General features: G+C 65.6%; 10 protein-coding genes. 3 read left to right on the forward strand and 7 right to left on the reverse strand.

Annotated features, from left to right (window positions below; all coding sequences use genetic code 11):
* Nucleotides 1–302 precede the first annotated feature (302 nt).
* From CFK21_RS12430 to CFK21_RS12440, 3 genes are all read right to left on the reverse strand, one after another.
* The gene (locus tag CFK21_RS12430) at nt 303–2075 is read right to left on the reverse strand and encodes an N-acetylglutaminylglutamine amidotransferase (RefSeq protein WP_096366958.1); all 1773 of its coding nucleotides are present in this window, start codon (nt 2073–2075) and stop codon (nt 303–305) included.
* A 273-nt stretch (nt 2076–2348) separates the two neighbouring features.
* The gene (locus CFK21_RS12435; RefSeq protein WP_172844302.1) at nt 2349–2702 is read right to left on the reverse strand and encodes a BON domain-containing protein; all 354 of its coding nucleotides are present in this window, start codon (nt 2700–2702) and stop codon (nt 2349–2351) included.
* Nucleotides 2703–2827: 125 nt separating this feature from the next.
* Nucleotides 2828–4360 (reverse strand): hydantoinase B/oxoprolinase family protein, encoded by a 1533-nt coding sequence (locus tag CFK21_RS12440; RefSeq protein WP_096367611.1) that lies wholly within the window; start codon nt 4358–4360, stop codon nt 2828–2830.
* 224 nt (nt 4361–4584) lie between these two features.
* Here CFK21_RS12440 and CFK21_RS12445 point away from each other — a divergent pair, with 224 nt between their 5' ends.
* The 3 genes from CFK21_RS12445 to argF all read left to right on the forward strand — a co-directional run bounded on the left by CFK21_RS12445 (nt 4585) and on the right by argF (nt 7575).
* A complete protein-coding gene (locus CFK21_RS12445; protein WP_096366959.1) occupies nt 4585–5178 on the forward strand; it encodes a urate hydroxylase PuuD in 594 nt (197 codons plus the stop codon).
* A gap of 306 nt (nt 5179–5484) precedes the next feature.
* Nucleotides 5485–6669, forward strand: a complete 1185-nt coding sequence (locus CFK21_RS12450; protein WP_231971513.1) for an acetylornithine transaminase — start codon at nt 5485–5487, stop codon at nt 6667–6669.
* Nucleotides 6670–6672: 3 nt separating this feature from the next.
* Nucleotides 6673–7575, forward strand: a complete 903-nt coding sequence (argF, locus tag CFK21_RS12455) for an ornithine carbamoyltransferase (protein WP_096366960.1) — start codon at nt 6673–6675, stop codon at nt 7573–7575.
* A gap of 196 nt (nt 7576–7771) precedes the next feature.
* On the opposite strand, the gene phoU is transcribed toward argF, so the two are convergent.
* From phoU to CFK21_RS12475, 4 genes are read right to left on the reverse strand one after another with little or no spacing between them, the layout of a single operon-like run.
* Nucleotides 7772–8488 carry a phosphate signaling complex protein PhoU gene (phoU, locus tag CFK21_RS12460; RefSeq protein WP_096366961.1) on the reverse strand — a complete coding sequence of 239 codons (717 nt, stop codon included), beginning with the start codon at nt 8486–8488 and terminating at the stop codon, nt 7772–7774.
* Nucleotides 8489–8523: 35 nt separating this feature from the next.
* Nucleotides 8524–9354 carry a phosphate ABC transporter ATP-binding protein PstB gene (gene pstB, locus CFK21_RS12465; protein WP_172844334.1) on the reverse strand — a complete coding sequence of 277 codons (831 nt, stop codon included), beginning with the start codon at nt 9352–9354 and terminating at the stop codon, nt 8524–8526.
* A 27-nt stretch (nt 9355–9381) separates the two neighbouring features.
* Entirely contained in the window at nt 9382–11058 is a 1677-nt protein-coding gene (pstA, locus tag CFK21_RS12470; protein ID WP_172844303.1) for a phosphate ABC transporter permease PstA, read from the reverse strand.
* Nucleotides 11059–11067: 9 nt separating this feature from the next.
* The gene (locus tag CFK21_RS12475) at nt 11068–13347 is read right to left on the reverse strand and encodes an ABC transporter permease subunit (protein WP_197702956.1); all 2280 of its coding nucleotides are present in this window, start codon (nt 13345–13347) and stop codon (nt 11068–11070) included.
* Nucleotides 13348–13415 lie beyond the last annotated feature (68 nt).

A 13415-nucleotide genomic window follows, 5' to 3' on the forward strand; every position in this document is an offset into this window, starting at 1 on the left:
TTCCGGAGTCTACTCGTCCCAGATGGGGGAAAAAAGGCCCGGTTTCAAGGGGAATATTCCTTTCGGGCTAGTTAGGGACGCAGAATCTCACGCCGGGATAGGCTCCGCGGCCGCATGGCATTGATTCTCTCCGCGTCATTCCCGCGAAGGCGGGAATCCACACGACCGCGGAACTGGATCCCCGCCTACGCGGGGATGACGGATAACTTAGAACGCAGGTCGGGTTTGCGTAGCGTAACCCGACAGGACCGCAGTGCGTCGGGTTACGCCCTGCGGGCTAACCCGACCTACCGCCCTGGCCCTTACCCCACATTGCGCTGCAGCCAGTACTCCAGCAGCGCCAGGTGCCACAGCTTGCTGCCGAGGATGCGGGTGTGGTGCGACTCGGGCGCATCCAGCAGTTTGTCCACATACTCGCGCCGGTACAGGCCGCGCTCGCGGCAGGCCTGCGAGTCGAGAATATCGCGCATGAAGTCCAGAAAGGGCCCGCGCACGTACTTGAGCGCCGGCACCGGGAAATAGCCCTTGGGCCGGTCGATGACCGCATCCGGCAGCCGGCCGCGGGCGATGGACTTGAGCACCTGCTTGCCGCCGGAGCCGAGCTTGTACTCGGGCGGCATGCGCGCGGCCAGTTCGACCAGCCTGTGGTCGAGGAAGGGCACCCGCGCCTCCAGGCCCCAGGCCATGGTCATGTTGTCCACCCGCTTGACCGGGTCGTCGACGATCAGGGTGGTCACGTCCAGGCGCAGCACCTGGTCGATGAACTCATCCGCGCCCGGCTGGTGCAGGCGGCGGCCGATCTTGGCGCCGGTGTAGTCCAGTCCCTGATACGCCGGCTCGACCATCTCCAGATACTCGTCGTGATCGCGGTCGAAGTAGTGCGCCCGGAAGCGCTCCAGCGGCTCGCCCGTCTCCTCCAGCATGCGCGGATACCAGAAATAGCCGGCGAACACCTCGTCCGCGCCCTGGCCGCTCTGCACCACCTTCACGCTTTTCGATACCTGCTCGGCCAGCAGGTAGAAGGCCACGGCATCCTGGCCGAACATGGGCTCGGTCATGTTGTCCACGGCCTCGGGCAGGCGGTCGAGCACCTCGCTGTTGGGAATGCGGTACTTGTGGTGGCGGGTGGCGTAGCGCTCGGCCACCGGGTCGGAGTATTCGAACTCGCTGCCCTTCTCCTCGGGCTGGTCCTCGAAGCCGACCGAGAAGGTGAGCAGGTCCTGCACCCCGGCCTCGGCCAGCAGCGCGACCAGCAGGCTGGAATCCAACCCGCCGGAGAGCAGCACCCCGACCGGCACATCGCTGATCTCGATGCGCCGGCGCACGGCCTCCATCAGGGCGGCGTGAATGGCCTCGGTCCACTCGGCCTCGTCCAGGGACCGGTCCGGACGCCGCGCCTCGAGCGCCCAGTAGCGCTGCTTGCGCCAGCGCCCGTCGGCCTCCACCACCAGGTAATGGCCGGGATCCAGTTTGCGCACTCCGCGCAGCACGGTGCGCGGCGCCGGCACCACCGCATGCAGGGTGAACAGGTGATGCAGGGCGACCGAGTCCAGATCCGCACTCACCCCGCCGGCGGCGATCAGCGCCTGGCTGGTGGAGGCGAAGCGGAAACAGCCGTCCGCATAGCGGTAATAGAGCGGCTTGATGCCCATGCGGTCGCGCACCACGAACAGGCGCTGGCGGTCGCTGTCCCAGACCGCGAAGGCGAACATGCCGTGCAGGCGCTCCACGCAGGCCTCGCCCCAGGCCTGGTAGGCCTTGAGGATGACCTCGGTGTCGCCGTGGGAGAAGAAGTGATAACCCAGCCCGATCAACTCTTCGCGCAGTTCGGGGTAGTTGTAGATGGTACCGTTGAAGACGATGGCCAGATCCAGGTCCTGGTCGACCATCGGCTGGTTGGCATGAGCGCTCAGATCGATGATGGACAACCGTCGATGACCCATCGCCAGCGGGCCGTCAGAATGGCTGCCGGCATGGTCCGGGCCGCGTCGCTCCAGCCGCTCCATCATCCGGTGCACGGTCCCCAGGTCGGGGGACCGGCCGTCGAATCGCAGTTCACCGCAGATGCCGCACATCAGGTCAGGATCCAGGTCTCAAGATACAGAACACAAGTCAGGGCGGCTTTGATCGTACCCCGTCATCCCCGCGCAGGCGGGGATCCAGCGACCGCGGCGGGTGCTGGATTCCGGCCGGTGCCGGAATGACGGGAATATGAATACGGTTAATTCCACCACTCACACCATACCCGGGTTAAGCAAGTAGGATGGGTGAAGGCGCGCGGCGCCGTAACCCATCACCCGACCGGCACACGGCGATGGGTTACGCTGTGCTTCACCCATCCTACTCACTCAGCCCTGGCCATCAATGACTGTGAGCTTCGAATTCACCTGCTTCACGCCCTTCACACTGCGGGCGATCTCCACCGCACGCTCCGCCGAACGCCGGCTGGATACGCTGCCATAGAGTGTCACCACACCGCGATAGGTGTCGACATTGATATCCATGGCCTTCACCTCCCGGTCGCGTACATAGCGGGTGTTGATGGTGGAGGTGATGGTCGCATCGCGCGAGATCTCACCCGCCGTGCGCTCGTCCTGGCCGACATAATAGCCGCCGGCCGCGGCGCCGCCGACCACCAGCGCCCCGCAGCCGGACAGGGCCGGCAGCAGGCCGCACAGCAACACGATCCAGAGCCTGTTCATACATCGATACTCCTAACTCAGTTGGTAGGATGGGTGGAGCGCAGCGCAACCCATCGACTTATCCCGACACAATACCTCAACCTGCACGACGATGATGGGTTACGGCGCAAGCGCCTTCACCCATCCTACATTCCCCAGCCACCGCCGCCAGGCGTCTCCAGGGTGAGCCGGTCGCCGGCGGCGACCGCCAGCGCCACCTTCGGCGGCAGCAGCCTGTCGTTCAGCAGATTCACGCCCGGCCGACCCGCAGCCCCGCCCTGCAGCCCCCAGGGCGCAGTGGTCCGGCGCTCGGTCAGCAGGGTCACCTGCGCCGGGGCCAGGAACTCGTATTCGCGGACCAGGCCGTCACCGCCGCGATGCCGGCCGGCGCCGCCGGAGCCGCGGCGGATGGCATAGCGATTCACGCGCAGGGGATAGAAGCGCTCCACCACCTCGATGGGCGTGTTCAGGGTATTGGTCATGTGCGTCTGCACCGCGCTCAGGCCCGGTTGCTGCGGGCCGCCGCCCATGCCGCCGCCCAGGGTTTCATAATAGTCCCAGGCGCCTCCGGGGCCGCGCGCGCCCATGGCCAGGTTGTTCATCGTACCCTGGCTGGCCGCCGGGATCCGCTCCGGCAGCGCCCGGGCCAGCGCGCCCAGCAGGGCATCGACGATGCGGCTGGAGGTCTCCACATTGCCGGCCGCGACCGCCGCCGGCCGGCGGGCGTTGACCAGCGAACCTTCCGGAGCGCGGATGCGCAGGGCGCGGAAGCTGCCCGCGCAAGCCGGTGTCTGAGGCGGCAGCAGACAGCGAAACACATAGTAGACCGCCGCGGCTGCCACCGACAGCGGACAGTTGACGTTGCCCGGCGCCTGCTCCGCGGTGCCGGCGAAATCCACCTCCACGCCGCCCTCCGCCACCGTCACGCACACCTGGATCGGCAGCCGCGCATGGCCCTGGCCGTCGTCGTCCATGTAGTCGGTAAAGCAGTATTGCCCGGCCGGGATCTGCTGCAGCTGCCGGGACGCCAACTGGGCGGCGTACTCGTTCAGGGCATCCAGCCCCTGCAGATAGCGTCCGGCCGGCATGCCGGTGGCCAGGGCCTGCAGACGCCGGACCCCTACCCGGTTGGCGCTGATCTGGGCAGTGAAATCCGCCTCGGTGACAGCCGGCACGGCGGTGGCGGCGGTGATCTCGCGCAACAGCGCCGCATCCAGTTCCCCGCCCCGCAGCAGCAGGGCGGGCGGAATGATACGCCCCTCCTCGTCCAGGCGCCTGGAGACCGGCATGGAGCCCGGGGCCTCGGCGCCGATGTCGGCATGGTGGGCGCGGTTGGCCACGAAGCCGAGCAGGCGCTCTTCCAGGAACACGGCCGCGATCAGAGTCACGTCGGGCAGATGGGTGCCGCCCAGGTAGGGGTCGTTGACGATGAGCATGTCGCCCGGCGCCCACTCGACCGCGCCCACCAGGTCGCGCATGGCGTAGGCCATGCTGCCCAGGTGCACCGGGATGTGCGCGGCCTGGGCACACAACTCGCCGGCCGGATCGAACACGGCGCAGGAGAAGTCCAGCCGGTCGCGGATGTTGGGCGAGAAGGCGGAGCGCTGCAGCACCGCCCCCATCTCCTCGCATACCGCCTCGATGCGGCTGGCGAACAGGCTCAGTTCGACCGCATCCATGCACATCGGGCCGGGCTGGGGAAGGATGTGGACGTCAAATGCATGGCAGCGATGGTACAGGTTTTCTCCTGCATGTTCATGAGCGGACAAAACCCAACAAAATGCCGGAGTTAGGCTATTGCAATCGGTCAGGGGCTACCCTATTCTCTCGAACCCTACTAATTTCCTAAGGTTTTGGTAATTCCAACCCTTCCCGTAAAAATAACGATCTGGAGGTATGATCCATGAACCCATTGAAATCGCCCTGGGCCACCACTGTCGTCGGCATCGTGCTGGCGCTGATCATCGTGGCCGTCATCGACAGCCCCGTGCCCCCCTCAACCACTGAATGGACCATCTGGTTCCATGTCGTGGTCGGTGTGATGTGGATCGGCCTGCTGTATTACTTCAACTTCGTGCAGGTCCCGGCCCAGGCCGAGGCCATGGCCGACAAGGACGGCCCCGGCCCGGCCGCCATCGGCAAGTACGTCGCCCCCAAGGCACTGCTGTACTTCCGCTGGGCCGCGCTGCTGACCTGGCTGTCCGGCGCCGCCGCGCTGGGCAAGTACGGCATCTTCGCCGACGCCTTCCTGCTCAAGCAGAACGCCGCCGTGATCGGCATCGGCGCCTGGCTCGGCACCATCATGCTGTTCAACGTCTGGGTGCTGATCTGGCCCAACCAGAAGAAGGTGCTGGGCATGGTGCAGGCCTCCGATGCGGAAAAGGCCAAGGCCAAGACCGTGGCCCTGTACGCCTCACGCACCAACACCCTGCTGTCGCTGCCGATGCTGCTGTGCATGACCGCCAGCCACTATCACAACGGCGGCCTGCCGTTCTGATCGGCCCTGACCGCTGATCCACCCGCAGAGGCCCGGCTTTGCCCGGGCCTTTTCTATTTTCAAGCAACTAAATCGAATGGCACTTACTTCAGTTCCGTCATCCCCGCGAAGGCGGGGATCCAGTTCCACGGACGCCTGGATTCCCGCCTTCGCGGGAATGACGGACAGACTAAAATCCAGTTGATCTAAATGCCATTCAATCAGTCAGTTACCAACGAGTTTGCCAAGCCGGGGCAATCCCGATAGGATTGATCCTTTACCGATGGCGGCTCTTGCGAGCTGCTTTTTTGCTTTCTGGGCCCCTGTATGAGCAGCAATGACCACCTGATGCACAATTACGGCCGCCTGCCGGTTCGCTTCGTCCGCGGCGAGGGCGCGTGGCTGTGGGACGACCGGGACCGGCGCTACCTGGATGCGCTCAGCGGCATCGCGGTCTGCGGCCTGGGCCATGCACACCCGGCCGTGAGCGAAGCGATCTGCGATCAGGCCCGCACCCTGGTGCACACCTCCAACCTGTACGAGATCCCGCTGCAGGAAGCCCTGGCAGAGGCCTTGTGCAGCCGCACCGGCCTGGACCGGGCCTTCTTCTGCAATTCCGGCGCCGAGGCCAACGAGGCGGCGATCAAGCTGGCCCGGCTGCACGCCCGCGGTCGCGGCATCGCGAAACCGCAGATCCTGGTGATGGAGAACAGCTTCCACGGCCGCACCCTGGCCACCCTTACCGCCACCGGCAACCTCAAGGTCCAGGCCGGCTTCGAGCCGCTGGTGGAGGGCTTCACCCGCGTGCCCTACAACGATCTCGACGCCGTGCGCCGCGCCGCCTCGGAGGTCGAGGGCGTCGTGGCCGTGCTGGTCGAGCCGGTGCAGGGCGAAGGCGGCATCCAGGTCCCCGCGTCCGATTACCTGGCCGGCCTGCGCGCCCTCTGCGACGAGCACGGCTGGCTGCTGATGCTGGACGAGATCCAGACCGGCATCGGCCGCACCGGCCAGTGGTTCGCCTTCCAGCACGCCGGCATCCTGCCCGACGTGCTCACCCTGGCCAAAGGGCTGGGCAACGGCTTCCCCATCGGCGCCTGCCTGGCGCGCGGGGCGGCCGCGGAGTTGTTCCAGCCCGGGCATCACGGCACCACCTTCGGCGGCAATCCGCTGGGCTGCCGCACCGCGCTCGCCGTACTGGAAACCATGGAGCGGGAGCAGCTGCCGGCACGCGCCGAGCGGCTCGGCAGGCAGCTGCTGGCCGGTTTCCGCACCCGGCTGGAGAATACCGCCGGGGTGATCGACATCCGCGGTCACGGCCTGTTGCTGGCCATCGCCCTGGACCGGCCCTGCGGGGACCTGGTCAAACGGGCGCTGGAGCGCGGGCTGCTGATCAATGTCACCGCGCAGAGCGTCATCCGGCTGCTGCCGCCGCTCATTTTCACTGACGAGCAGGGCGATGAACTGATCGAGACCGTCTGCGCCCTGGTCACCGACTTCCTGCAGGAGGCGTGAAACATGCCAGTGCGTCACTTTCTCACCCTGATGGACCTGTCTCCGGCCGAACTGGAGACCCTGATCCGCCGGGCCATCGAACTGAAACAGAAGCACTATGACGGCGAGATCTTCGAGCCGCTCAGGAACAAGACCCTGGCGATGGTGTTCGAGAAATCCTCGACCCGGACCCGGGTCTCGTTCGAGGCCGGCATGGCCCAGCTCGGCGGCCATGCCATGTTCCTGTCTCCGCGCGACACCCAGCTGGGGCGCGGTGAGCCGCTGGAGGACACCGCGCGGGTGCTGTCGCGCATGGCCGACTGCGTGATCATCCGCACCTACGAGCACGACAAGATCGAGCGCTTCGCCTTCGAGTCCCGGGTGCCGGTGATCAATGCCCTGACCGACCTGTACCACCCCTGCCAGCTGCTGGCCGACGTGCAGACCTTCGTCGAGCATCGCGGCGAGGTGCGCGGCGCCACCGTCACCTACATCGGCGACGGCAACAACATGTGCCATTCCTATATCAACGCCGCGCGCCAGTTCGACTTCAACCTGCGCCTGGGCTGCCCGCAGGACTACGCCCCCGATGCCGACATCCTGGCAGCCGCAGGCGAGCGGGTGCAGCTGTTCCACGACCCCATGGAGGCGGCGCAGGGCGCCCACTGGATCGCCACCGATGTCTGGGCCAGCATGGGCCAGGAAGAGGAACAGGCCAAGCGCCGCGAGGCCTTCCAGGATTTTCAGGTCAACGAGGAGATGCTGGCCGTCGCCGACAGCGAGGCCCTGTTCATGCACTGCCTGCCCGCCCATCGCGGCGAAGAGGTCAGCGCCGGCGTCATGGACAGCGCGCAGAGCGTGGTCTGGGACGAGGCCGAAAACCGCCTGCACGCCCAGAAGGCGCTGCTGGAATTCCTGCTGAGTTAGAAAGCGGGGACAGTATATTTTTACTCAGGAGTCAGGAATATAGCCACACTAAACGTCATCCCCGCGCAGGCGGGGATCCAGTAACCACGGCGGTATATGGATTCCCGCCTGCGCGGGAATGACGGCGTCTTCGGTTCTGTAGCCAATATTCCTGACCGCTGCATAATTCAGAATTAAGTATACTGTCCCCGGACGACTACTTGTTTCGCGCCTCGGCCTCCATCTGCTCCAGGCTGGTGTGGCGCACGTCCTTGCCGCGCACCAGGTAGATCACGTATTCGCAGATGTTGCGGGCGCGGTCGCCGATGCGCTCCAGCGAGCGTGCCGCCCACATGGTATCCAGGGCGCTGGGGATGCTGCGGTTGTCCTCCATCATCAGGGTGATCAGCTGGCGCATGATGCCGTCGTACTCCTTGTCCAGCTTCAGGTCCTCGCGCCAGACCTCCACCGCCATCTCGGCGTCCATGCGGGCGAAGGTGTTCAGCGCCCCCTTGAGCATCTTCCCGGCCAGTTCCCCCAGGTGCTCGATGCGGCCATGGAAACGGTCCACCTGCGACTTGTCGTTGATGTGCAGGGCCATACGGGCGATACGCTCGGCCTCATCACCGATGCGCTCCAGGTCGGTGATGGTCTTGATCACCGCCACCAGCAGACGCAGATCTCCCGCTGCCGGCTGGCGCCGGGCCAGGATGACGTTGCACTCCTCGTCGATGGCCACTTCCATGGCATTGACCTTGTAGTCGTTGTTGACCACGACGTCGGCCAGGCGCTCGTCGCCCTCGACCAGGGAACGGACCGCGTCGACGACCTGCTGCTCGACCATGCCGCCCATGGACATCACCTTGTTGCGGATGTCCTCGAGCTCGGTATTGTACTGACGCGATATGTGCTGGCTGATGCTGTTCTTGTCCATGCCGTTCACCTCTGCCTGTCCGGGAACGCGGCCGATCAGCCGTAGCGCCCGGTGATGTAGTCCTCGGTCATCTTCTGGGTCGGGTTGGTGAAGATGGTGTTGGTGTCGCCGAACTCGATCAGCTCGCCCAGGTACATGAAGGCAGTATAGTCGGAGACGCGCGCCGCCTGCTGCATGTTGTGGGTAACGATCACGATCGTGTATTTCGACTTGAGTTCGTAGATGAGTTCCTCGATCTTGAGGGTGGAGATCGGATCCAGTGCCGAGGCCGGCTCGTCGAGCAGCATGACCTCCGGCTCGATGGCGATGGCCCGGGCGATGACCAGACGCTGCTGCTGGCCGCCGGACAGGCCCATGGCGCTCTCGTGCAGCCGGTCCTTGACCTCGTCCCACAGGGCCGCGCCGCGCAGCGACTTCTCCACCACCTCGTCCAGGGTGCGGCGGCTGTTGATGCCCTGCAGCCGCAGCCCGTAGGCGACGTTCTCGTAGATGCTCTTGGGAAAGGGATTGGGCTTCTGGAACACCATGCCCACACGCCGGCGCAGGTCGGCCACGTTGGTGGAGCGGGCATAGATGTCCTCGCCGTCGAGCCGGATACTGCCCTCGATGCGCACGCCGTCGACCAGATCGTTCATCCGGTTGAAGCAGCGCAGCAGGGTTGACTTGCCGCAGCCGCTGGGCCCGATATAGGCGGTCACGCGATTGCGCGGTATGGCCATGCTGATCTGTTTCAACGCCTGGCTCTGGCCGTAATACAGGTCCAGGCCCTGCACCTCCAGGCAGATGTCTTCCCGGTCGATGTTCAGCGCCTCGCGTCGCTCAACCAGATGCGGATCGATGGCATGGGTCTTGGTCTGTTCACTCATCATTGCATTACCTTCGCTCGGGCCGGGTCAGCCCTGGTCAAACGATTTGAACTGTTCCCGCAGCCGGTTGCGGATGGCGATGGCGGCAAGATTCAGCACCACGATGACCAGCACCAGCAGCAGCGCGGTGGCATAGACCAGCGGCCGGGCAGCCTCCACGTTGGGGCTCTGGAAGCCGACGTCATAGATATGGAAGCCCAGGTGCATGAACTTGCGCTCCAGATGCACGAACGGCGGATTGCCGTCCACCGGCAGCGAGGGCGCGAGCTTGACCACCCCGACCAGCATCAGCGGCGCCACCTCACCGGCAGCGCGCGCCACGGCCAGAATCAGCCCGGTCATCATGGCCGGGCTGGCCATCGGCAGCACGGTGCGCCACAGCGTCTCCGCCTTGGTCGCCCCGAGCGCCAGGCTGCCCTCGCGGATCGACTTGGGGATGCGCGACAGCCCTTCCTCGGTGGCGACAATCACCACCGGCAGGGTCAGCAGAGCCAGGGTGAGCGAGGCCCAGAACAGGCCCGGCGTGCCGAAGGTCGGGGCCGGCTGCGCCTCGGGGAAGAACAGGTCGTCGATGCTGCCGCCGAGGAAATAGACGAAGAACCCGAGGCCGAATACGCCGTAGACGATCGAGGGCACGCCGGCGAGGTTGTTGACCGCGATGCGGATGGTGCGGGTCAGCGGCCCCTGTTTGGCATACTCGCGCAGATAGACGGCCGCGATCACGCCGAAGGGCGTGACGAACACCGACATCAGGATCACCATGGTGACGGTACCGAAGATGGCCGGAAAGATGCCACCCTCGGTGTTGGCCTCGCGCGGTTCGTCGCTGACAAACTCCCACAGCTTGGCGAAATAGAAACCGATCTTGTCGCCCAGATGCATGGCGTTGGGACGATAGGCGCGCACCACCTTGGCCAGCGGCACTTCCACCTCGCGGCCGTCCATGATGGTGGCAGTGAAACTGTCGCGGCGCAGCTGGCGGTAGAGATCGCCCAGTTGCTGCTGCAGCACCTTGTAGTCGGCATCCAGGCGCGCCCGCTCCGCCTCGATCGCCGCCAGATTCTCCGGTGTATCCCGGCCCTCCAGTTCCAGGCGGCGTTGCTTCAGGCGCAGCTGCTCCATGGCATAGTTGACGTCGCCGATGCGGCCTTTCTCGATCGCCTCGATCCGATGCTGCAGTTCCCCGGCCCGCGCCAGCCGTGCCTGCAACGCCTGCCAGGCGGCATCGCCCTGCGCGACCACCTGGCCGTTCTCCTTCACGGCCTGCAGATAACCGTAGAAATTGCCCCATTCGTAGCGTTCAACGGCGATCAGTTCCCGGGGCATGCGGCGATCCTGCACCAGCGGCTCGACCAGCCAGCGGAAATCCAGGCCGAGGTGATCGCGGTTGCCGGTCTTGATCAGCAGCCGTTTCACCTCGACGGCAGTGCCGGGCACATCGACCCCGGAGGCCTCGATGCGAGCCCGCGGCACGATTTCACTGTCCTGGATCTCGCCGATGACATGCAGCGTTTCACCATTCGGCTGCACATAATCGAATTCGACCAGGGCATTCGGCCAGAAATGCACCAGCCCGCGCACCGCGATCAGGCCGAGCAGGCCCACGACCATGATCAGGCTGGCGCTGACCGCAGCCGCGTTGAGCCAGATCCAGGGGGTGCCGCTCCTGAACCAGTTGCCGATGTTGCTGCGTTGCACGGACATGGACCTCGCTTACAGACTCGCGTACTTGCGCCGCAGGCGCTGACGCACGAGTTCGGCCAGGGTATTGACCACAAAGGTGAACAGGAACAGCACCAGCGCCGCCAGGAACAGGACCCGGTAGTGAGTGCTGGCGACCTCGGATTCGGGCATTTCCACGGCGATGTTGGCCGACAGGGTGCGCATGCCCTGGAAGATGTTCATGTCCATCACCGGCGTGTTGCCGGTGGCCATGAGGACGATCATGGTCTCGCCCACCGCCCGGCCCATACCGATCATCACGGCGGAGAAGATGCCGGGGCTGGCCGTGAGCAGCACCACCCGGGTGAGCGTCTGCCAGGGCGTGGCGCCCAGCGCCAGCGAGCCCGAGGTAAGGTGCCGGGGGACGTTGAAGATGGCGTCTTCGGCGATGGAGAAAATAGTCGGGATCACCGCAAAGCCCATGGCCAGGCCGACCACAATGGAGTTGCGCTGATCGAAGTCCAGCCCCAGTTCGCTTTTCAGCCACAGCCGCATGTCGCCGCCGAACAGCCATGCCTCCATCAGCGGACTCAGCCCGAGCGAGAGCCAGGACCAGAACAGGACCACCGGGATCAGCAGCGCCGCCTCCCAGCCATCGGGCACGGTCGTGCGGATGCGTTCGGGCAAGCGATGCCAGAACCAGGCGAACAGCAGCACCCCGAAGGGCATGATGATGAGCAGGCTGAATACCCCGGGCAGATGATCCTCGATGTAGGGTGCCAGCCACAGGCCGGCCAGGAAGCCCAGGATCACGGTCGGCAGGGCCTCCATGATCTCGATGGTGGGCTTGATCGAGCCGCGCATCTTCGGCGCCATGAAATAGGAGGTATAGATGGCACCGAGGATGGCCAGCGGGGTGCCGATCAGCATGGCGTAGAAGGCCGCCTTCAGGGTGCCGAAGGCCAGCGGGGTCAGACTGAACTTGGGTTCGAAGTCGTTCGAGGCCGAGGAGGACTGCCAGATGTGGGCCGGCTCGTCATAGCTCTCATACCAGACCTTGCCCCAGAGCGAGGACCAGGAGATCTCGGGGTGTTCGTTGTCGATCTCCCAGAAATGCAGCCGTCCCCCGGTATCCTCGGCCAGCCAGTAATCCGCCCGCGGCGAGACCGCCACCCGCTGCAGGGGCTGCCCGCTCACCTGCCGGTCCAGCACGATATTGTGCGCGGTGGTGTGATAGACCGTGATGCGTCCCTGCGCGTCGGCCGCGAGCAGTCCCTTGCGGGCGTGCTCGGGGGCGATGGCGGTCACCGGACTGGCGTGGGCATCGAAACCTCGGATGCGGCGCAGCTGCTCGCGCTTGCTGTCGGGATCCGGGACGCTGAACCACTGGCTGATACGTCCGTTGGCATGCCCCGCCAGCAGCGAAATGCCGCCGGTCAGCAGTTCCAGGCGGGTCAATTCCGCGCCGTGCTCGCTGATCGAGATCTGCTCGAGCAATACCGGCGCATCGCCGCCAGCGATGTCATAGCGGGCCAGTTCACCGTCGCGGTTGGCCACGTAGAGAATGCGCTGCTGGGGATTGACCTGCAGAAACTGCGGCCCGGTCAGGGTCAGCGGCAGGCGCTGGTGGCTGCGCACCATTTCGGTTTCATCGCCCAGGAAGGAGGTTTCCAGGCGGATGCGGCTCAGTTGCAGATTGCCAGCGGCCGTCAGGCCGACCAGGGTGGTCGATTCCTCACCGCTCTGCACCGCCAGGTGCGTCAGTGCCGCCCCGTCGGGAGTGACCTCCAGCGGTTCGCGTCCCAGCGGGTAGTGCAGCTCGGGCGTGATCAGGCGCTCATCGCCGGGATAACTGATCCGGTAATCGTGCCGGACCAGCAGCGCGGTACCGTCGGACAGGCCGTAGGCCACGATCCTGCTCTCGGGCGCACCGGCGGCGAAGGTGCTGATCTCCGCACCCTCCGGCAGCGGCACTGCGAAGCGAGCCACCGGGGTTCCGTTTCGGGTCCGGAAGAAGACCGCTTCGCCGGCGCTGGTGAAGCGCACGGCGATCTCGCCCTGTTCCTCCATGGCCAGGTGCAGGGTCTCACCGCTGCCGGGTGCGGTGTAGTCGGTCACGGGCTCGGCCGAACCGGGCTTGAGCAGCGGCAGAACCACATAAAGCAGGTAGAAGAAGATCAGCACCACGGCGATGATCACCCCGATGCCGCCCACGGTGACGCCGTGCCGGGCCGCGCCGTCCTTGAACATGCGCCAGCGGCGCCGGCGCCGCTGGCTGGCCGCGGGGATGCGGTCGATGACGGAGGAGGAATTGGCTGGGACGTCTGACATGCCGCACAGCCTAGGCCAGGAACATGACAGTTTTGTTACACTGTCGAAATCGGCCGGTCAGGGCGCAT

Origin of the sequence: Thiohalobacter thiocyanaticus, assembly GCF_002356355.1 — a bacterium.
Taxonomy (GTDB): Bacteria; Pseudomonadota; Gammaproteobacteria; order Thiohalobacterales; family Thiohalobacteraceae; genus Thiohalobacter; species Thiohalobacter thiocyanaticus_A.